At 72.0% G+C, this 18,617-nt stretch carries 19 protein-coding genes and 1 riboswitch; of the genes, 15 read left to right on the plus strand and 4 right to left on the minus strand.

Features of this window, described 5'->3' with window-relative positions:
* The first annotated feature begins 20 nt into the window (after positions 1 to 20).
* Both ACGFYP_RS05380 and ACGFYP_RS05385 read left to right on the plus strand, forming a co-directional pair.
* Positions 21 to 944, plus strand: a complete 924-nt coding sequence (locus ACGFYP_RS05380) for a DUF2797 domain-containing protein (protein WP_393486618.1) — start codon at positions 21 to 23, stop codon at positions 942 to 944.
* Positions 945 to 1,012: 68 nt separating this feature from the next.
* The gene (locus ACGFYP_RS05385; protein WP_393486620.1) at positions 1,013 to 1,858 is read left to right on the plus strand and encodes a class I SAM-dependent methyltransferase; all 846 of its coding nucleotides are present in this window, start codon (positions 1,013 to 1,015) and stop codon (positions 1,856 to 1,858) included.
* 43 nt (positions 1,859 to 1,901) lie between these two features.
* Here the strand turns inward: ACGFYP_RS05385 and ACGFYP_RS05390 are convergent, their stop codons facing one another.
* Together ACGFYP_RS05390 and ACGFYP_RS05395 are read right to left on the minus strand one after the other, a co-directional pair.
* Positions 1,902 to 2,072, minus strand: coding sequence for a hypothetical protein (locus ACGFYP_RS05390; protein WP_393486623.1), 171 nt, complete (start codon positions 2,070 to 2,072; stop codon positions 1,902 to 1,904).
* A 324-nt stretch (positions 2,073 to 2,396) separates the two neighbouring features.
* Positions 2,397 to 2,927 (minus strand): NUDIX domain-containing protein, encoded by a 531-nt coding sequence (locus ACGFYP_RS05395; protein ID WP_393486625.1) that lies wholly within the window; start codon positions 2,925 to 2,927, stop codon positions 2,397 to 2,399.
* Positions 2,928 to 3,952: 1,025 nt separating this feature from the next.
* On the opposite strand from ACGFYP_RS05395, the gene dhaK reads away from it, so the two are divergent.
* From dhaK to ACGFYP_RS05450, 11 genes are all read left to right on the plus strand, one after another.
* Positions 3,953 to 4,945 (plus strand): dihydroxyacetone kinase subunit DhaK, encoded by a 993-nt coding sequence (gene dhaK / locus ACGFYP_RS05400; RefSeq protein ID WP_393486627.1) that lies wholly within the window; start codon positions 3,953 to 3,955, stop codon positions 4,943 to 4,945.
* A gap of 5 nt (positions 4,946 to 4,950) precedes the next feature.
* Positions 4,951 to 5,565, plus strand: coding sequence for a dihydroxyacetone kinase subunit DhaL (dhaL, locus tag ACGFYP_RS05405; RefSeq protein ID WP_393486629.1), 615 nt, complete (start codon positions 4,951 to 4,953; stop codon positions 5,563 to 5,565).
* A complete protein-coding gene (locus ACGFYP_RS05410; protein ID WP_393486632.1) occupies positions 5,562 to 5,966 on the plus strand; it encodes a PTS-dependent dihydroxyacetone kinase phosphotransferase subunit DhaM in 405 nt (134 codons plus the stop codon). Before dhaL ends, ACGFYP_RS05410 begins: the two co-directional genes overlap by 4 nt.
* A 73-nt stretch (positions 5,967 to 6,039) precedes the next feature.
* Positions 6,040 to 6,267, plus strand: a riboswitch (cobalamin riboswitch).
* Between the two features lie 28 nt (positions 6,268 to 6,295).
* Positions 6,296 to 6,994 (plus strand): energy-coupling factor ABC transporter permease, encoded by a 699-nt coding sequence (locus ACGFYP_RS05415; RefSeq protein WP_361963142.1) that lies wholly within the window; start codon positions 6,296 to 6,298, stop codon positions 6,992 to 6,994.
* Positions 6,994 to 7,335 (plus strand): energy-coupling factor ABC transporter substrate-binding protein, encoded by a 342-nt coding sequence (locus ACGFYP_RS05420; protein ID WP_393486634.1) that lies wholly within the window; start codon positions 6,994 to 6,996, stop codon positions 7,333 to 7,335. Before ACGFYP_RS05415 ends, ACGFYP_RS05420 begins: the two co-directional genes overlap by 1 nt.
* A gap of 6 nt (positions 7,336 to 7,341) precedes the next feature.
* Positions 7,342 to 8,091 (plus strand): cobalt ECF transporter T component CbiQ, encoded by a 750-nt coding sequence (cbiQ, locus tag ACGFYP_RS05425; RefSeq protein WP_393486636.1) that lies wholly within the window; start codon positions 7,342 to 7,344, stop codon positions 8,089 to 8,091.
* Positions 8,088 to 8,936 (plus strand): ATP-binding cassette domain-containing protein, encoded by an 849-nt coding sequence (locus ACGFYP_RS05430; RefSeq protein ID WP_393486638.1) that lies wholly within the window; start codon positions 8,088 to 8,090, stop codon positions 8,934 to 8,936. Before cbiQ ends, ACGFYP_RS05430 begins: the two co-directional genes overlap by 4 nt.
* A gap of 96 nt (positions 8,937 to 9,032) precedes the next feature.
* The gene (locus tag ACGFYP_RS05435; RefSeq protein WP_393486640.1) at positions 9,033 to 11,054 is read left to right on the plus strand and encodes an FAD-dependent oxidoreductase; all 2,022 of its coding nucleotides are present in this window, start codon (positions 9,033 to 9,035) and stop codon (positions 11,052 to 11,054) included.
* A 32-nt stretch (positions 11,055 to 11,086) separates the two neighbouring features.
* On the plus strand, positions 11,087 to 11,620 hold the full coding sequence (locus ACGFYP_RS05440; RefSeq protein WP_393486643.1) for a PadR family transcriptional regulator: 534 nt from the start codon (positions 11,087 to 11,089) through the stop codon (positions 11,618 to 11,620).
* A 100-nt stretch (positions 11,621 to 11,720) separates the two neighbouring features.
* Positions 11,721 to 11,891 carry a 50S ribosomal protein L32 gene (gene rpmF / locus ACGFYP_RS05445; protein WP_158984494.1) on the plus strand — a complete coding sequence of 57 codons (171 nt, stop codon included), beginning with the start codon at positions 11,721 to 11,723 and terminating at the stop codon, positions 11,889 to 11,891.
* 5 nt (positions 11,892 to 11,896) lie between these two features.
* On the plus strand, positions 11,897 to 13,117 hold the full coding sequence (locus ACGFYP_RS05450; RefSeq protein ID WP_393486646.1) for a GTP-binding protein: 1,221 nt from the start codon (positions 11,897 to 11,899) through the stop codon (positions 13,115 to 13,117).
* A gap of 27 nt (positions 13,118 to 13,144) precedes the next feature.
* Here the strand turns inward: ACGFYP_RS05450 and ACGFYP_RS05455 are convergent, their stop codons facing one another.
* Complete coding sequence (locus tag ACGFYP_RS05455; protein ID WP_393486648.1) at positions 13,145 to 15,046, minus strand: heavy metal translocating P-type ATPase; 1,902 nt, start codon at positions 15,044 to 15,046, stop codon at positions 13,145 to 13,147.
* Between the two features lie 128 nt (positions 15,047 to 15,174).
* Between ACGFYP_RS05455 and ACGFYP_RS05460 the strand changes: the two genes are divergently transcribed.
* Both ACGFYP_RS05460 and ACGFYP_RS05465 read left to right on the plus strand, forming a co-directional pair.
* Complete coding sequence (locus ACGFYP_RS05460) at positions 15,175 to 15,552, plus strand: metalloregulator ArsR/SmtB family transcription factor (RefSeq protein WP_361963159.1); 378 nt, start codon at positions 15,175 to 15,177, stop codon at positions 15,550 to 15,552.
* 24 nt (positions 15,553 to 15,576) lie between these two features.
* Positions 15,577 to 16,965, plus strand: coding sequence for an FAD-dependent oxidoreductase (locus ACGFYP_RS05465; protein ID WP_393486651.1), 1,389 nt, complete (start codon positions 15,577 to 15,579; stop codon positions 16,963 to 16,965).
* 114 nt (positions 16,966 to 17,079) lie between these two features.
* Here ACGFYP_RS05465 and ACGFYP_RS05470 read toward each other — a convergent pair whose 3' ends face one another.
* Complete coding sequence (locus ACGFYP_RS05470; RefSeq protein ID WP_393486653.1) at positions 17,080 to 18,420, minus strand: DUF2252 domain-containing protein; 1,341 nt, start codon at positions 18,418 to 18,420, stop codon at positions 17,080 to 17,082.
* Positions 18,421 to 18,617: the final 197 nt, after the last annotated feature.

Genomic DNA, 18,617 nt, shown 5'->3' on the forward strand with positions numbered 1-18,617 from the left:
TCGACCGACAAGGAACGCACATGGACCAGTCCCTGCCCACCAGCGGGACGTACGTCTGCCACGGCATCACCTGGGCGAGCGGAGACCCCCGCCTGCTGCTCGCCCCCTTGCCCGGCGGTCCGCTCGTCCCCTCCGGGATCACGGGCCGGCGCCTGGGCTACCAGGTGAGCGGTACCGGCCGATGGTGCACCGGCCGGTACTGCTTCGCCGACCTCGTCCGCGTCGAAGCCGTCGCCTGCCCCGACCGGGCCCCGGCAGAGGCCGGCGGCCAGTGCGCCGCCTGTACCAGCCGCGACGACTTCCGCTTCGCCCACCAATTCCACGCCGGTGGCCACGTCCCCGCCGCCCTGGGGGCCTACATGGCCCAGCCGCACTGGCTGTACCTGGCGACCTTCGCTGACGGCACCACGAAGGTCGGCACCGCGGCCGACCCCCGCAAACGCTCCCGTCTCGACGAACAGGGCGCCCTGCTCGCCACGTACCTCACCCAGAGCCCAGACGGCCGCACCGTACGGTTCCTGGAGGACGCCCTCACTCGCCGCCTCGGCCTGACACAGACCGTACGGGCGGCGGCCAAGCTCGCGGCCATGGCCCAGTTGCGCGACCTCGCCCGGCCCCGCGCCGCCCACCAGCAGCACCTGGACCACGCCGTCAAGGCTCTGAACGACATGAACATCCCGACCGTGCCGGAGCCGTGGACGCCGCCCGCCGAAGGCAACCTGCTCCGCACCCCGCAGACCGGGCGTGCCCTGTATCCGCACGACCCGCGTGAAGGCGAACACGGGCTGACAGCGCTCTCGTGCGCCGGCTCCCAGATCCTCGCCTCTCTCGATGGCGACGAACTGCCCTACCTGCTCGACCTCGGCGTCCTCAAGGGCCGCCGCATCACCCTCGGGACGCAGTTCTCCTCGCCACCCGCCGCCGTTCAGTCCACTCTCTTCTGACGTTCCGGGGCGCCCGGCATCACGGCGGGCCGGGTGGCCCCGTCTCCCTGAATGGAGGCCACCTCACCATGGCACCCCAGGACGCCGTCCTCGGCTGGGACGAGGACGCCAACGCAGAGGCGTACGACGCCTTCACCCGCACCCACCCCATGTACGCCGCCACCAGCCGCGACCTCGCCCGCCGAGCCGACTTGGCCGACGCCCGTCTGGTGGTCGACCTGTGCGGAGGCGCCGGCGCAACCGCCCGCGCGATCCTCGACCTCGTCCCCTCGCGGGCCCGGGTCGTCTCCGTCGACAGCGCCGCCGCGATGCAGCGTGTCGGCCGGCGCACCCTGACGGACGCCCGCTTGACCTGGACCACCGCACCGGCCGAGCGGCTCGCCGACCACATCCCCACCGGCTGTACAGACGCCGTCGTCTGCAACTCGGCGATCTGGAAGACCGATACCAGGGTGGTGTTCCATGCCGTCTCCCGCATCCTGCGCCCGGGCGGTCTCTTCGCCTTCAACATCGGTGGCGGCTTCGCCGGCGTACGCCACCCCGACGAAGATGCCGTCCGCGCCGAACCGTCGCTGAACTCCCTCATCCGCCAAGTCGCAGCACACGACTACGGATACACCCCACCGCCGAGGACTGCAGGCACGTCGCCGAAGCTACCGCTGGCGACGGTCATCAGATGGCTGGCCGACGCCGGGCTGGCCCTCGTCACCACCGAGGTCACCGCCCAGCACAGCACGATGGCCGAGAAGAAGGCGTGGCTGTCCATCCCCGTCTTCGCCTGGCTCGAGGGCGACTTCACCCACGACCAGCGCAGGCGGATCCTCGACTCCGCCTACGCTCTGACCACCCCGGACACTCCCACCGTGACGAGCTGGCTCGTGGTCGTCGCCCAGCGGCCGGAGACCGGTGAATGATCCCGGCCGGCTCCGCGCCCGGAATCAGTGATGGCTCCTGCGATCACACCAGCATTGGTGTGCTGATCTCCTCCGCCAGCAGGCTCCTGGTGTTGGAGCGCGCGCCCCTCCGGCCGGACTCGCCCCGGTCGCCCGCCCCATAGACCAGCACGGCGGCCCCGAGGAGGCCGCCCACGCCGAGGCCGCCGAAGAGGTCGGCCTCCACGTCACCCACGTCGACCCAATGCTGAAACAGTGGCGGCCCAATCGCTGCCGCCGCACGCCCACCGGCCCGGCCGGCCACCACTAGTGGATCTTCCAGGCCGAGGTCACCGGATCACTGCACCCCAGTCCTCGCGAGGTCAGAGCCTCACGAGTGGTCCACCCTGGCCAGCTGCAGCCGAACGCGCTGCCAACGCGGCCGCGTATGCCGACGGTCGCGTGAGCCGCGTGGAGCCGGCATGGTGCCGCTTCCTGCACAACCTCGAGCTGATCACGCTGCCCGCCGCCGATCTCGACCGCATCGACACGGCCCTGTGAACGGCGGCCGGGAAATCGATCAGCGGGAGCCGACCCCCCTGCCGTCCGCAAGACGCCGGGCATGAGCTCGGATCCGCTCGCGATCCGAGGGAAAGACGCTTTCCCAGGCGCCATCCAGCCGGAACCACGCCGCTGGCTGGTTCTCCTCCCCACCCAGCGGCACGTCGCGTCCGACGATCGCGGCGTACGAAAGCCCGAGCGTCGGGGACCAGCCAGCCCGATAGGAGCGCACAGCAACAGCGGCGGGCTCGGGCAACAGCTCGGCTCGCAGACCGGTCTCCTCCAGCAGCTCCCGCACCGCCGCCGCACGCGGCCCCTCACTCGGCTCCACCGCGCCGCCGGGCGGCACCCATCCGCGCACCCGGTGCTTGACCAAGAGGACGTGCGCGAAGGCGGGATCGATGACCCACACTTCCACCGCTAGCGGGTCCATCGGACGCCGTCGCGCCTCCTCCAGCCACGCCCGCGCACCATCGAACTCCCAGGCGGCGAGGCGGGCATCCTCCGCGACCTCGTCCAAGACCATCTGACTTTCGTCACTATGAATCACCCACCACACCCTAGGCCGACAGACCGACAGACCTGTGCACCATGGGCGAGCAGCCCTCGGACATGTCCGGCCGGCGCCGGTCCCATGGCCTCCAGCTTCCTCGAACAGGCGATCGCGCACCGGTTCACCTCCGCTCGCGCGGAGAGGACAACTGGTCCGTGGCCAAGGGCAAGAAGCGCGACGGTTCACCTCCGCTCGCGCGGAGAGGACGGTGATCGGGCGGTCGACCATCAGGCACCGACCGGTTCACCTGACGCTCGCGCGGAGAGGACCGGATCGCCGAGCTGGAGGCCGCGCGGGAGAACGGTTCACCTCCGCTCGAGCGGAGGTGTTCCGTCCTTCTGGGACATGATGTGCTCGGCCTCGGAGTCCTCTTCTCGCGAGCGGAGGTGTTCCGTCCATCCAGCGTTCGGAGACGGACAGCTTGATGTCCGTCTCCGCGCGAGCGGAGGTGTTCGGGTGCCCGCGCGGTCGGTGCAGGTGAATCCGCTGTCCTCTCCGCGCGAGATCCGTGGGCTCCGGCTGGCTCCCGCCTCACATGGCAGTTCTCTCCGTGTGAGGCGGAGGTGCTCCGGCGGCGAACTGACCTGCGTCAGCCGATGACGCGTCCTCTCGTGCGAGCGGAGGTGATCTCTACAACGCCTGGCACCCCGGAGTGAAGGCCCGTCGTTGCGGTCAAGCCTCAGAGACGAGCGGGTGTCCCATACACAGCCGGGCCCGCTGCCGCAGCTCCCCGCCACCGCAGGATTTCCAGAGTCAGCATCACCCGGATCCGACCGAGGACGCACCGGTGCGCACCCTCGACCGCGCGTCGATAATTGCGCCATGATGCGCATTCGCAAAGCTCGTTCACTCGACCCAGGGCTGACGCCACGTCAGGAAACTCAGCATTTGCTCAGCATCGGTACCGCCCAGAACCGCCCCTCGCCGCCGAGGACCGCCAAGATCAACAATGCGCCTCACCTGCCCTGACCTGCAAAAACCCTGCTCAGCGACCCGCCTGCTAATCTCACCAGGAGGTACCCATGAGGATGCTGATCAACGTCCCGGAGACCGTCGTCGCCGACGCGCTGCGCGGTATGGCCGCCGCGCATCCCGAGCTCACCGTCGATGTCGAGAACCGTGTCGTGCTGCGGCGGGACGCGCCCGTCGCCGGGAAGGTGGCGTTGGTGTCCGGGGGTGGGTCCGGGCATGAGCCGATGCACGGGGGGTTCGTGGGGCCCGGGATGTTGGCGGCCGCTTGTCCTGGTGAGGTGTTCACCTCGCCGGTGCCCGATCAGATGGTGCGGGCCGCCGCCGCGGTCGACAGCGGGGCCGGGGTGCTGTTCGTCGTCAAGAACTACACCGGCGACGTCCTCAACTTCGAGATGGCCGCCGAACTCGCCGAGGACGAGGGCATCCAGATCGCCAAGGTGCTCGTGGACGACGACGTGGCGGTGACGGACAGTCTGTACACGGCCGGGCGCCGCGGAACCGGGGCGACGCTCTTCGTGGAGAAGATCGCGGGGGCCGCCGCCGAGGAGGGCGCGCCGCTGGAGCGGGTCGAGGCGATCGCGCGGCGGGTGAACGAGCGGTCGAGGAGTTTCGGTGTGGCGCTGAGCGCCTGCACCACGCCCGCGAAGGGCAGCCCTACATTCGAACTGCCTGAGGGTGAGCTGGAGTTGGGCATCGGGATCCATGGCGAGCCGGGACGTGAGCGGCGCGCGATGATGACCTCGCGCGAGATCACCGACTTCGCCGTCGACGCCGTACTGGAGGATCTACGGCCGTCCGGCCCGGTCCTCGCCCTGGTGAACGGCATGGGGGCCACGCCGCTGCTCGAACTGTACGGGTTCAACGCCGAGGTGCATCGGGTCCTCGCCGAGCGCGGGGTGCCCGTCGCGCGCACGCTGGTGGGGAACTACGTCACCTCGCTCGACATGGCGGGCTGCTCGGTGACGCTCTGCCAGGCCGACGAGGAAACGCTGCGACTCTGGGACGCGCCCGTGCAGACGGCCGCCCTGCGCTGGGGTCGGTGAGAGGGATGTCCGAGACGAACCAGTTCGACGCCGCGTTCTTCCGCCGCTGGCTGGCCACGGCCGCGGCCGCCGTCGAGCGAGAGGCCGAGCGCCTCACCGAGCTCGACTCGGCGATCGGCGACGCGGACCACGGTGCCAACCTGAAGCGGGGCTTCGCCGCCGTGACGGAGGTGCTGGAGAAGGAGCCGCCCGCGACACCGGGGGCGGTACTCGTCCTCGCCGGGCGGCAGTTGATCTCCACCGTCGGCGGCGCCTCCGGCCCGCTGTACGGGACGCTGCTGCGCCGCACCGGCAAGGCGCTCGGCGAGGCGGAGTCGGTGACGCGGCAGGATCTGGCGGCCGCGCTGGCGACCGGGGTCGCCGCCGTCGGACAGCTCGGCGGGGCCCAGGTCGGCGACAAGACGATGCTGGACGCGCTCGTGCCCGCGGCCGAGGCGCTCGGCGACTCCTTCGCCGCCGCCCGGGACGCGGCCGAGGCCGGGGCCCTCGCGACCGTACCCCTGCGGGCGCGCAAGGGCAGGGCGAGCTACCTCGGCGAGCGTTCCGTCGGGCACCAGGACCCCGGGGCGACCTCGTCGGCGCTGCTGATCGCCGCGCTCGCGGAGGTGGCCGCCGCATGACCGGTCAGGTGGGCATCGTGCTGGTCTCGCACAGCGCGGCCGTGGCCGACTCCGTCGCCGCCCTGGCGCGGGGGCTCGCGGGCGGTGGGGCGACCGCGCCGGTCGCCGCCGCCGGAGGCACCCCCGACGGGGGTCTCGGCACCAGCTCCGAGCGGATCGTCGAGGCGGCGAAGGCGGTCGACGGCGGTGCCGGGGTCGCCCTCCTCGTCGACCTCGGCAGCGCCGTCCTCACGGTCAAGGCACTCCTCGCCGAGGGGGACGAGCTGCCGGAGGGGGCGCGGCTCGTGGACGCCCCGTTCGTCGAGGGCGCCGTCGCCGCGCTCGTCACGGCGAGCGCCGGCGGGGACCTGGACGCGGTGACGGCCGCCGCGGCCGAGGCGTACACGTACCGGAAGGAGTGAACGCGCGCCAGACGGGACGAGGAGCGGTCGGGGGGCGCGCGGGAGATCTGTCACACACCGTCCGGGAGCGCACCCGTGTTGTGATGTACCTGGTCAACCCACTAATGTCACAGCGCCTTGGTGTACGGGAAACCGGTGCGGTACCGGTGCGGCCCTCGCCACTGTGATCGGGAAGTCCGGCTCCATCCCTCTTTCGGGGAAGCCACTGGACCGCCGCGGGAGACCGCGGGGGTGTGGGAAGGCGGAGCCGCGGCGGCATGACCCGTCAGCCAGGAGACCGGCCAAGGTGCGTTGTCCATCCACGAGGTGCTGGAGAGGGTCTCCCAACCATGCATATAGCCGAGGGGTATCTGCCCCCTGTGCACGCGGCCGCCTGGGGCGTCGCGTCCGCTCCTTTCGTCGTCCACGGCGTCCGCGCGCTGACCCGCGAGGTCAGGTCCAACCCCGAGTCCACGCTGCTGCTCGGTGCGGCCGGGGCGTTCACGTTCGTCCTGTCCGCGCTCAAGATCCCGTCGGTGACGGGTAGCTGCTCGCACCCGACCGGTACGGGTCTGGGCGCGATCCTGTTCCGTCCACCGGTGATGGCGGTCCTGGGCACGATCACCCTGCTGTTCCAGGCGCTGCTGCTCGCGCACGGCGGGCTCACCACGCTCGGCGCCAACGTGTTCTCGATGGCGATCGTCGGGCCGTGGGCCGGGTTCGGTATGTACTGGCTGCTGCGCCGGTTCGACGTGCCGCTGATGGTGAGCGTGTTCTTCGGCGCGTTCGTCGCCGACCTGTCGACGTACTGCGTGACCAGCGTCCAGCTCGCGCTCGCCTTTCCCGACCCGGGCAGCGGTGTGCTCGGGGCGCTCGCCAAGTTCGGCTCCATCTTCGCGGTGACGCAGCTGCCGCTCGCCGTCAGCGAGGGTCTGCTGACGGTGCTCGTGATGCGGCTGCTGACGCAGTCCAGCAAGGGGGACCTGACCCGGCTCGGCGTCCTGCTCCCGTCCCGTAAGAAGGCCGACACCGCGGAGGCGAGCGTCTGATGAGCCGGAACGCGAAGATCAACTCCCTCATCCTGCTCGTCGTCGCGGCGCTGGCGGTGCTGCCGCTGGTCCTGGGCCTCGGCGACCACAAGGAGGAGCCGTTCACCGGAGCCGACGCCGAGGCGGAGACGGCGATCACCGAGATCGCTCCCGACTACGAGCCGTGGTTCAGCCCGCTCTACGAGCCCGCCTCGGGCGAGATCGAGTCGGCGCTCTTCGCCCTGCAGGCGGCGCTCGGCGCCGGCGTGCTGGCGTACTACTTCGGCGTGCACAAGGGCCGCAAGCAGGGCGAGGCTCGCGCCGAGGCGAAGGCGCTGCGGTCGGCGTCCGGCGACGAGTAACCGCCGGTGCTGCCGATCGACGCGGCGGCGCACAGCAGTCGCTGGCGCCGCCGCCACCCGTGCGAGAAGGCTGTACTCGGCTTCGGTCTGACGCTGTGCGCGGTGTCTCTGCCGCCGTGGCCCGGTGCCGTCCTGGTCGCGGCGGCCACCCTGGGCGTCCTGCTCGGTCCGGCGGGGGTGCCGGGGCGTCAGCTGTGGCGCGCGTTCCGGATCCCGCTGGGCTTCTGTGTGACGGGGGCGATCCCGCTCCTGTTCGAGGTCGGCGGGGACCGGGGTCTCGTCGTGCTCGCGCAGGACGGTCCGATCCGTGCCGGTGAGCTGCTGCTGCGGACCTCGTCCGCGTCCCTGGGCGTGCTGCTGTTCGCCTTCACCACGCCCGTCTCGGACGTGCTGCCACGCCTGGTACGGGCGAGGGTGCCGGCGCCCGTGGTGGACGTGGCGCTGGTGATGTACCGGATCAGCTTTCTTCTTTTGGATTCAATATCCAAAATCCGACAGGCGCAGGCGGCCCGCCTCGGGCTGACCACACGGGCGGCGACCTGGCGTTCGCTCGCCGGGCTGGGCGCCACGGCGTTCGTCCGCGCCTTCGACCGGGCGCAGCGCCTGCAGACCGGCCTCGCCGGGCGGGGCTACGACGGGACGCTGCGGGTCCTGGTACCCGAGGCGGCGGTCTCGGTCCGGTTCCTCGCCTCGACGGCCGGGCTGCTCGCCGGCCTCGTCGCCCTCACTCTCGTACTGGAAAGGTCCCTGCCGTGAGTCCCGCACCCCCTGTCGTGGAGCTGGTGAAGGCCACGTTCGCCTACGAGGACGGGCCTGTGGTCCTCGACGGCATCGACTTCGCCGTGCCGGAGGGCCGGGCGCTCGCCCTGCTCGGCCGCAACGGCGGCGGCAAGACGACGCTGCTGCGGCTGCTGAGCGGGGGCCTGCGCTGCGGCAGCGGGCTGCTCCGGCTGGACGGCACGGAGGTGTCGTACGACCGGAAGGGCCTTACGCGGTTGCGGACGACCGTGCAGCTGGTGGTCCAGGACCCGGACGACCAGCTCTTCGCCGCGTCGGTCGGGCAGGACGTGTCCTTCGGGCCGATGAACCTGGGGCTGCCGGAGGAGGAGGTACGGCTCCGGGTGCGCGAGGCCCTGGAGGCGCTGGACATCGTCGCGCTGGAGGACCGGCCGACGCATCTGCTGTCGTACGGGCAGCGGAAGCGGGCGGCGATCGCCGGCGCGGTCGCGATGCGCCCCCGGGTCCTCATCATGGACGAGCCGACGGCGGGGCTCGATCCACACGGGCAGGAGCGGCTTCTCAACGTGCTCGGCCGGCTGCGCGACGCGGGGACGACGGTCGTGATGGCGACCCATGATGTCGACCTGGCGCTGCGCTGGGCGGACGAGGCGGCGGTCCTCACACCGGACGGGCTGCGGACGGGACCCATCGAGGCCCTCCTCGCCGACGACGCCCTGCTCGACGCGGCCCGACTGCGCCGCCCCTGGGGCATGGCGGTGACCCGGCTGCTGCGCACCCACGGCCTGCTCGCCCCGGAGGCGCGGGGTCCGCGCACGGCGGAGGAGCTGGCGGCGTGGACGGGCGTGCAGGTTACCGAGTAGTACAGATCACTCGACCACCCTTCTGCAACTAGTTGCACAAAGGGGTCGAGTCACTTACAACAAGGGGTGACGATCCTGCGCGAGGAGGCGCCCCCCATGACCTCGACCCCGTACCCGCACCTGCTGAGCCCGCTCGACCTCGGGTTCACCACCCTGCCCAACCGGGTGCTCATGGGTTCCATGCACGTCGGCCTCGAAGAGACCGAGAACGGCTTCGCGCGCATGGCGGCTTTCTACGCCGAGCGCGCCCGCGGCGGCGTCGGCCTCATCGTGACCGGCGGCATCGCGCCCAACGAGGCCGGCCGCCCCTGGGACGGCGGGGCGAAGCTGACCACCGACGAGGAGGTCGCCGAGCACCGGCACATCACCGACGCCGTGCACGCCGAGGGCGGACGGATCGCGATGCAGATCCTGCACTTCGGCCGGTACGCCTACCACCCCGCCCTCGTCGCCCCCAGCGCGATCCAGGCGCCGATCAGCCCCTTCGTACCCAACGAGCTGACCGACGCCGAGGTCGAGCAGACGGTCGAGGACTACGCGCGCTGCGCCGAGCTCGCCAAGGCGGCCGGGTACGACGGCGTCGAGGTGATGGGCTCCGAGGGCTACCTCATCAACGAGTTCATCGCGTCCGCCACCAACCACCGCACCGACCGCTGGGGCGGAAGCTACGCGAACCGGGTGCGCTTCCCGCTGGAGATCGTCCGCCGGATCCGTGAGCAGGTCGGCGAGGACTTCATCGTCATCTACCGCCTCTCGATGCTGGACCTGGTCCCGGGCGGCTCCACGCTCGAGGAGGTCGTCTCCCTCGCCAAGGAGATCGAGGCCGCCGGCGCGACCATCATCAACACCGGCATCGGCTGGCACGAGGCCCGGATCCCGACCATCGCGACCTCCGTCCCGCGCGGCGCCTACACCTGGGTCACCCAGAAGCTGATGGGCTCGGTCTCCATCCCGCTCGTGACCAGCAACCGCATCAACACCCCCGAGGTCGCCGAGCAGATCCTCGCCGAGGGTCGCGCCGACATCGTCTCCATGGCCCGCCCCTTCCTGGCCGACCCGGACTTCGTCGCCAAGGCCGCCGCGGACCGCTCCGACACCATCAACACCTGCATCGGCTGCAACCAGGCCTGCCTGGACCACACCTTCAACCTGAAGATCACCTCCTGCCTGGTGAACCCGCGCGCCTGCCACGAGACGGAACTGGTCCTCTCCCCCACCCGGCTCGCCAAGCGGATCGCCGTCGTCGGCGCGGGCCCGGCCGGTCTGGCCTTCTCCGTCTCCGCCGCCGAACGCGGCCACTCCGTCACCCTGTTCGACGCGGCGGGCGAGATCGGCGGCCAGCTGAACGTCGCCAAGCGTGTGCCGGGCAAGGAGGAGTTCGACGAGACGCTCCGCTACTTCCGCGTCCAGCTCGACGCGCGCGGGGTCGAGGTCCGGCTGAACACCACGGTCGCGGCGACCGACCTGGAGGGTTACGACGAGGTCGTCGTCGCGACCGGCGTCACCCCGCGCACCCCGGAGATCGAGGGCGTCGACCACCCGAGCGTCGTCAGCTACCTCGACGTCCTGCGCGACGGCGCGCCGGTCGGCGAGCGGGTCGCGATCCTCGGCGCCGGCGGCATCGGCTTCGACGTCGCCGAGTTCCTCACGGACGGCGGCGAAGGCGCGAGCCAGGACCCCGAGACGTACTTCAAGCAGTGGGGCGTCGACACCTCGTACGAGGGCCGGGGCGGGCTGCGCGTCCCGGAGCGCCCCCGGCCGCCGCGCCAGGTCCACCTGCTCCAGCGCAAGACCACCAAGGTCGGCGCCGGTCTCGGCAAGACCACCGGCTGGATCCACCGCGCGGAGATGAAGCACCGGGGCGTCACGATGGTCGCGGGCGTCTCGTACGAGCGGATCGACGACGAGGGCCTGCACCTCACCATCGACGGCGAGCCGCAGACGGTCCCGGTCGACACGATCGTCCTGTGCACCGGCCAGGAGCCGCGCCGCGGTCTGTACGAGGAGCTGATCGCGGCCGGCCGCACGGCGCACCTCATCGGCGGTGCGGACGTGGCCGCCGAACTGGACGCCAAGCGCGCCATCGACCAGGGCACGCGGCTCGCCGCCGACCTGTGATCGTGCCTGCGACCCGAACCTAGGATGCGTGCATGTCCCTCCCGCACGCGATCCTCACGGCGCTGCTCGAGAAGCCGTCCTCCGGTCTCGAGCTGACGCGCCGCTTCGACCGGTCGATCGGCTACTTCTGGTCGGCGACGCACCAGCAGATCTATCGCGAGCTGGGCAAGCTGGAGCAGGCGGGGCACATCCGCGCCCTGCCCGCTCCAGTGCCCGCGCGCGGCCAGAAGAAGGAGTACGAGGTGCTGCCCGCGGGCAGCGCCGAGCTCGCGGAGTGGGTCGCCCGCACCGAGGACCCGAAGCCGCTGCGTTCCTCCCTCCTGCTGCGGATGCGGGCGGCCGCTGTCGTCGGGGCGCCCGGCATGCGCGAGGAGCTGCGGCGCCATCTCGACCTGCACGAGCGGCAGTTGGAGGAGTACCGGGCGATCGAGGAGCGGGACTTCCCGCCCGCGCGTCGGGAGACCGAACCGGACCGGCTCCGCCATCTCGTCCTGCGCGGCGGGATCGACCTGGAGCGCTTCTGGGTGGAGTGGCTGACGCACGCGCTCGCGGAACTGGAGCACTGAGGGCGGGGCACTCCGGGACGGCGACGAGGCTCTTTTCGTAATGGGAACCATTTTCAGGTAGCGTGCCCTGCGCACGTCCCGACGATGGAGGTCCGTTCCCATGGCCGTACCCAAGCGGAAGATGTCCCGCTCCAACACCCGCCACCGCCGCGCCCAGTGGAAGGCGACCACGCCCCAGCTCGTCCCGATCACGGTCGACGGCGTCGTCCACCGGGTGCCGCAGCGCCTGGCCAAGGCGTACGAACGCGGCCTCCTGCGCCCGGAGGGCTGAGCGCGATGACGGACACGGCGACGCCCGCGGGAGCGGGCGACACACGGCTTCCGGTCACCGTCCTCTCCGGGTTCCTCGGGGCGGGCAAGACCACCCTGCTCAACCACGTCCTGGCCAACCGGGACGGTCTGCGCGTCGCCGTGATCGTCAACGACATGAGCGAGATCAACATCGACGCCTCGCTGGTACGGGGCGGGGCCGCCGCGCTCTCCCGTACCGAGGAGCGGCTCGTCGAGATGACCAACGGGTGCATCTGCTGCACGCTCCGCGACGACCTCCTGGAAGAGGTCGACCGGCTGGCCCGCGAGGGCCGCTTCGACCATCTCCTCATCGAGTCCAGCGGCATCTCGGAGCCCATGCCGGTCGCCGCCACCTTCGCCTTCCCGCGCGACGACGGCGCGACCCTCGGCGACCTGGCCCGGCTCGACACCATGGTCACCGTCGTCGACGCGGCGAACTTCCTGCCCGAGCTCCAGGGCGGCGACGGTCTCGCCGAGCGCGAGCTCGCCGCCTACGAGGACGACGAGCGGACCGTCAGCGATCTCCTCATGGACCAGATCGAGTTCGCCGACGTGATCGTCGTCAACAAGCTCGACCTGGTCACGACGGCCGAGGCCGACCGGCTGCGGGCGGCGCTGACCCGGCTCAACCCGGCCGCCCGGATCGTCCCGGCCACCCACGGCCGGCTGCGCCCCGCCGAGGTCCTCGGCACCGGCCTCTTCGACCTGGAGCGCGCCCAGGAGGCGCCAGGCTGGGTCAGGGAGCTCAACGGGGACCACGTCCCGGAGACCGAGGAGTACGGCATCTCCTCGACGGTCTTCCGGGCCGAACGCGCCTTCCACCCGGGCCGGTTGTGGCGGTTCGTGACCGACGAGGCCGAGGGCATGGACAGCGGCGCGTACGGGCGGGTGCTGCGCTCCAAGGGCTTCTTCCGGCTCGCGGGCCGCGAGCGGGTGACCGGCCTGTGGTCCCAGGCGGGGGCGGTGGCCCGGTTCGAGCCCTCGGGCGTCCGCGACGACCGGGCCGAAGGGCCGGGCCACGCCCAGGAGTTGGTGTTCATCGGTACGGAGCTGAACGCGGACGCGCTCCACGCGGCCCTCGACCGCTGTCTGGTCACCGACGAGGAGACCGGCCCCTGGGAGGACCCCTTCCCCGCGTGGGCCGTGCACGGTCTCGACGACGTCTGCGAGCACGAGCACGCGGGGCCCGAAGCCGTAACCGCCTGACCCACCCTCCTGCGGCGACCGCCCGGCTCACTCCCCGGCGGCCGCCGCCTTCCGCCAGGCCGCGTCGCGCAGCAGCCGCAGCCCGTTGAGCCCCACCAGCACCGTCGACCCCTCGTGCCCGGCCACGCCGAGCGGGAGGGGCAGGTGGCCCACCAGGTCCCAGATCACCAGCGCGCCGATGCAGGTGCCCGCGATGACCAGGTTCTGGACGACGAGACGGCGGGCTCGGCGCGAGAGGGCGACGACGGCGGGGACGGTGGCCAGTTCGTCCCGTACGACCACGGCGTCGGCGGTCTCCAGGGCCAGGTCGGAACCCGCCCGGCCCATCGCGATGCCGGTGTGGGCGGCGGCCAGTGCGGGGGCGTCGTTGACGCCGTCGCCGACCATCAGGACCCGGGCGCCGGCGCGCTCCCACGCCCGTACGACCGCCACCTTCTCCTCAGGCAACAGCCCGGCCCGTACGTCGGTGATCCCGGTCCGCTCGGCGATCCGGGCGGCCGCGCCCGCGTTGTCGCCCGTCACCAGGGTGGGTGGGGTGCCGGTGAGGCGGGTGAGGGCTGCGACGGCTGCCGGTGCGCCGTCACGGAGCCGGTCGGCGAAGGTCAGGACGGCGACGCGGGCGCCGTCGACGACGACCTCGACGGCGGTGTCGGCGTGTTCGCCCCCGGGCGCCCGGCGCACCCGCACGTCCCGGCCCTCGACCGTGGCCCGTACGCCGTCGCCCGGCACCGACGTGAAGTCGCTCGCCTCCGCGATGCGCAGGCCCCGGGCGCGCGCCTCGGCCACCACGGCGCGGGCCAGGGGGTGTTCGCTGGGCCGTTCGGCCGCCGCGGCCAGGGCGAGGGCCGACGGGTCGCCCTGGACGGCGGTGACGCGCGGCAGGCCCTCCGTCAGGGTGCCGGTCTTGTCGAGCGCGACCCGGTCGACCATGCCCAGGCGTTCCATGACCACGGCGGACTTGACGAGGACGCCGTGGCGGCCGGCGGTGGCGATCGCGGAGAGCAGCGGCGGCATGGTCGCGAGGACGACCGCGCACGGCGAGGCGACGATCATGAAGGTCATGGCGCGCAGGAGGGTGGGGGTGACGTCGGCGCCGAACGCGAGGGGGATCGCGAAGAGCGCGAGGGTGGCGACGACGACCCCGACGGAGTAGCGCTGTTCGATCTTCTCGATGAAGAGCTGGGTGGGCGCCTTGGTGGCACTGGCCTCCTCGACGAGGGCGACGATCCGGGCCACGACGGAGTCCGCCGCGTCCTTGTCGACCCGTACGCGCAGCGCCCCCGTGCCGTTGAGGGTGGAGGCGAACACCTCGTCACCGGGCGTCTTGGGCGCGGGCAGCGGCTCCCCGGTGATGCCCGCCTGGTCGACGTCGCTCGCGCCGTCGAGCACGGTGCCGTCGGCGGGCAGCCGCTCCCCCGGTCGCACGAGGACGGTGTCCCCGATCCGCAGCTCGGCGACGTCCACCGGCTCCTCGGCCCCGGCCTCCGTGAGGCGTACCGCCCGCGCGGGTGCGAGGGCGAGCAGTCCGCGTACGGAGTCGGCGGTGCGGCGGGTGGCGAGCGCCTCCAGGGCGCCGGAGACGGCGAAGATGACGATCAGCAGGCCGCCGTCGAGGTACTGGCCGATCGCGGCGGCGCCGAGGGCGGCGACCACCATGAGCAGGTCGACGTCGAGGGTCTTCTCGCGCAGCGCCGCGAGGCCCTCCCGGCCGGGTTCCCAGCCGCCGGCTGCGTAGCAGACCGCGTAGAGCGGGCCCCAGGCCCAGGCGGGGGCGTCGGCCAGGTCGAGGGGCAGGGCGAGGAGGAAGGCGAGGGCGGACAGCGCGGCCCAGCGGACCTCGGGCAGGGCCCACGCGCGCGTGCGGAGGGAGGACGGTGGGGCCTTGTCGGGGGCAGCGGCGGTCCGCGCGTCGAGCACCGGGGAAGCCATGGGCCGGGCACCTCTTCGTTCGTGGGGCGGCGGGTTCGTCCGTCGGGACGGGCTGACTCCCACACCATAGCGGAATACATGAAGAGGTCTTCATTCATGAGTTTCGTCGCCACGACTACGATGAGCCCATGGGACACGGAGCGAACGGCGGGACGACCCCGGCAACCCACCTGGACGCGGAGTCCGCGGCCACGATCGCCGCCACCCTCCAGGCCCTCGCGACGCCCTCGCGGCTGATGATCCTCACCAGGCTGCGGCAGGGCCCGTGCGGAGTGACCGAACTGGCCTCCGCCGTCGACATGGAACAGTCCGCCGTCTCCCACCAGCTGCGCCTGCTGCGCGCGCTGGGCCTGGTGACCGGGGTGCGGCAGGGCCGACGGATCGAATACAGCCTCTACGACAACCACGTCGCCCAGCTCCTCGACGAGGCCGTCTACCACATCGAGCATCTACGGCTCGGCGCGCGTGATGTGCCCCGGGAGACGGTGGATACTGGGAAGTCGTAGATCCACTTCGCCGAAAGGGCGGGTATGACCGACGAGTTGGGACGCCGCCGGACACGTCACGCGGTCGTCATCGGGGGAAGTCTCGCAGGCCTGCTGGTCGCACGGGTGCTCAGTGAACACGCGGAACGGGTCACGGTCGTCGAACGCGACCGCGTCCCGGAAGGACCGGACGCCCGGCCGGGCGTCCCCCAGTCGCGGCACGTGCACGTGCTGCTCGACTCGGGGCAGCGGGCGCTCGACGAGCTGCTCCCCGGCTTCACGACCGAACTGCGCGAACTCGGCGCGCCCCGGGTGGGCATGCCCGAGGACATGGTGCAGTGGCAGAACGGGCGCTGGTTCCAGCGCCATCCGGCCACCGCCCACCTCTACACCGGCCCCCGGGCCCAGTTGGAGTGGCTGGTGCGCCGTCGGGTCCTCGCCGATCCGCGGATCGAGACCCTGGAGGGCACGGAGACCGTCGGTCTCCTCGGTGACGCCTCGCGCGTGCGGGGCGTCCTGGTGCGCGAGCGGGGCGCGGGCAAGGACCGGGAGAGCCGCCCCTTGGAGGCCGATCTGGTGGTCGACGCCTCGGGCCGTGGCACGCGCGCATCGGACTGGCTCGCCGCGATCGGCGCGGAGGCGCCCCACGAGGACACGATCGACACCGGTCTGGCCTACGCGACCCGGACGTACCGCGCCGCCGACGGCACGGACATGGACGCCCTCGGGTTCAACATCGTCCCCGACCCGGAGCAGGTGTACGGCGGTGTGGCGCTGCCGGTCGGCAACGGTCTCCATCTCGTCACCCTGTCCGGGCTCCGCGGAGACCTGCCGCCCACCGACGAGGAGGGGTTCGAGGCCTTCGCGGCCAAGCTGCCGCACCCCGTCCTGAGCGAGTGGATCGCGAAGGCCACCCCGGAGTCCCCCGTGCACGGCTTCCGGCAGACCGCCAACATCCGCCGCAGGTACGACCGTCCGGGCCGCCGGCCCGCCGGGTTCCTCGCCACCGGCGACGCGCTGTGCGCCTTCAACCCGATCTACGGGCAGGGCATGACCGTCGCCGCGCTGAGCGCGGTCGCCCTGCGTCGCGCCCTGGCCGACCCGAAGCGGACGCCGACCACGCGGACGGTCCAGAAGGCCTTGCTGGACGCGTCGAAGCAGGCCTGGGCGATCTCGGCCGGGGCCGACCGGAAGATGCCGGGCGCGACGGGCAACGGCGTCACCACGAGCGCCGTGGACAAGCCGGTGGGCTGGTACCTGCGCCGGGTCCAGCAGCGCTCCGCCGGAAACGCCGCCGTGGGCGGCGTGTTCCGCTCGGTCCTGACCCTGACGGAGCCGATGACCGCGCTGTTCGCCCCGGCGATCGCCCGGCAGGTGCTCTTCGGACCGACACCGGAGACACCGGCGGAGCCGCCGTTGCGGCGCGGGGTCTAGGGCCGGACAGGTCCTGGGGAGTGTCCGTCGGATCAGGGCCGGACAGGCCCTGGGCCCTGAACTGGTCCCGGACCACAGGCGAGTTCCAGTGGTCGGCGGCGGTGCGGGTGGGTGTCAGATGCCCGGCGCCGCCGTGACCGTGCCTGAGGCGATCGCCGCGCCCAGGGCCGCGTAGTCGTCGGCGTTCTGGTCCGTGTAGCGGATCGCGAAGTCGGCGACGGCGCGGTCGAAGACGTCCGAGGAGCCGAGGTACGCGGCGATGGCGATGCGGTCGCCGGAGCGGGCGTGGGCGCGGGCCAGGGCGCGGCCGCAGAGGCCGGCGTACGCGCGGAGCATCGCCGGCGACATGGTCTCCACCTCGGCCGAGCCCTTCATGTCGCGCAACTGCCGCCAGTAGAAGTGGCGTTTCTCCGGCCCGGTCATCCAGCCGAGGAAGATGTCGCTCGCGGCCTGCGTCAGGCGCTGCCCCCGGACGACCCGCTGCCCCTGGTGTCCGTACACGCTCGGGGGCAGGTACGCCTCCAGGACCGAGCGACCGGCCTCCTTGATCTGGAGCATCAGCGGGTCGCCGTCGTCCCGGCCCTCCAGGAGGAGGATGAAGCAGCGGGTGCCGACGCTGCCGACGCCGACGACCTTGCGGGCGGCGTCCACGTAGTGGAAGCGGTCCAGGAGGAGCCGGCGTTCCTCGGAGAGCGAGCTGCGGTAGTCGCTGAAGACCTTGCCGAGGGTGACGCGGTCGAGGTCGGTGGCGCGTTCGAGGAGCGGGGGGTCGTCGACGATACGGCGCGTCCCCTGGTCGTCGAGGGCGGTGAGCTTGCCGAGCGCCTGGAGGCTCGTGCGGCGGCGGGCGCGGGCGAGGCGGTTCTCGAACGTGGCGCGGCGGTTCCGGCGTACCAGCGGGGCGAGGTCGTCGGCGGCGATCCGCTCGTACCAGACGACGAGTTCACCGAGGCCGGCGAGGCGGCGCATGGAGGTGCGGTAGGCCTCGCCGACGACGAGGGCCGCCTGGTGGGCCTTGGCCTTGTTGCTGCCGTTCTGGAGGGCTGCGACGGCCACGCTTGCGGCGAGCCGCTTCACGTCCCACTCGAAGGGTCCTGGCAGCGTCTCGTCGAAATCGTTCACGTCGAAGAGAAGCGTCCGTTCGGGCGAAGCGAAGACGCCGAAGTTGAGCAGATGGGCGTCGCCGCAGAGCTGGACGGTGAGTCCGGTGTGGCGTTGCGGGGCGAGGTCGGCGGCCATGACGGCGGCCGCGCCGCGCAGGAAGGCGAACGGCGAGACGGCCATCCTTCCGTAGCGGATCGGGACCAGTTCGGGCACACGGTCGACGGACTGCCGTTCCAGGACGCTGAGGGGGTCCGGGCGCTGCGAGGGGGGTATCCAGCGGCCGTGTGAGGACCGCGGCACCCTCTTGCGGGCCGCCTTGCCCTCCTCGGCCCGCGCCGCCGGTGTCGTCATCCGGCCTCACCCGCCTCTTCCGCAGCCGCTTCCGGTTGAGACTCATTACAAGGTCAGACGGCGCGGTCCGCACCCCGGGGCGACCCGGCTTTCGGCCACTCCCGTCGCCACCCCTTCCTTAATGGTTTAGACCAATGATAGGAATTGATCACCCCTGCGGACCAGACTGTCACGCTGAGCAAAGAGAGGGGTTGGAA

It is taken from the genome of Streptomyces sp. NPDC048370 (assembly GCF_043200825.1).
GTDB lineage: Bacteria > Actinomycetota > Actinomycetes > Streptomycetales > Streptomycetaceae > Streptomyces.

Excerpts from the sequence above, each read along its gene's own strand:
- rpmF (WP_158984494.1), top strand. The coding sequence starts at position 11,721 with ATGGCCGTACCCAAGCGGAAGATGTCCCGCTCCAACACCCGCCACCGC.
- ACGFYP_RS05440 (WP_393486643.1), top strand. The coding sequence starts at position 11,087 with ATGTCCCTCCCGCACGCGATCCTCACGGCGCTGCTCGAGAAGCCGTCC.
- ACGFYP_RS05465 (WP_393486651.1), top strand. The coding sequence starts at position 15,577 with ATGACCGACGAGTTGGGACGCCGCCGGACACGTCACGCGGTCGTCATC.
- ACGFYP_RS05415 (WP_361963142.1), top strand. The coding sequence starts at position 6,296 with ATGCATATAGCCGAGGGGTATCTGCCCCCTGTGCACGCGGCCGCCTGG.
- ACGFYP_RS05435 (WP_393486640.1), top strand. The coding sequence starts at position 9,033 with ATGACCTCGACCCCGTACCCGCACCTGCTGAGCCCGCTCGACCTCGGG.
- ACGFYP_RS05470 (WP_393486653.1), bottom strand. The coding sequence starts at position 18,420 with ATGACGACACCGGCGGCGCGGGCCGAGGAGGGCAAGGCGGCCCGCAAG.
- ACGFYP_RS05450 (WP_393486646.1), top strand. The coding sequence starts at position 11,897 with ATGACGGACACGGCGACGCCCGCGGGAGCGGGCGACACACGGCTTCCG.
- ACGFYP_RS05410 (WP_393486632.1), top strand. The coding sequence starts at position 5,562 with ATGACCGGTCAGGTGGGCATCGTGCTGGTCTCGCACAGCGCGGCCGTG.
- ACGFYP_RS05460 (WP_361963159.1), top strand. The coding sequence starts at position 15,175 with ATGGGACACGGAGCGAACGGCGGGACGACCCCGGCAACCCACCTGGAC.
- dhaL (WP_393486629.1), top strand. The coding sequence starts at position 4,951 with ATGTCCGAGACGAACCAGTTCGACGCCGCGTTCTTCCGCCGCTGGCTG.
- ACGFYP_RS05385 (WP_393486620.1), top strand. The coding sequence starts at position 1,013 with ATGGCACCCCAGGACGCCGTCCTCGGCTGGGACGAGGACGCCAACGCA.
- ACGFYP_RS05420 (WP_393486634.1), top strand. The coding sequence starts at position 6,994 with ATGAGCCGGAACGCGAAGATCAACTCCCTCATCCTGCTCGTCGTCGCG.
- dhaK (WP_393486627.1), top strand. The coding sequence starts at position 3,953 with ATGAGGATGCTGATCAACGTCCCGGAGACCGTCGTCGCCGACGCGCTG.
- ACGFYP_RS05455 (WP_393486648.1), bottom strand. The coding sequence starts at position 15,046 with ATGGCTTCCCCGGTGCTCGACGCGCGGACCGCCGCTGCCCCCGACAAG.
- ACGFYP_RS05380 (WP_393486618.1), top strand. The coding sequence starts at position 21 with ATGGACCAGTCCCTGCCCACCAGCGGGACGTACGTCTGCCACGGCATC.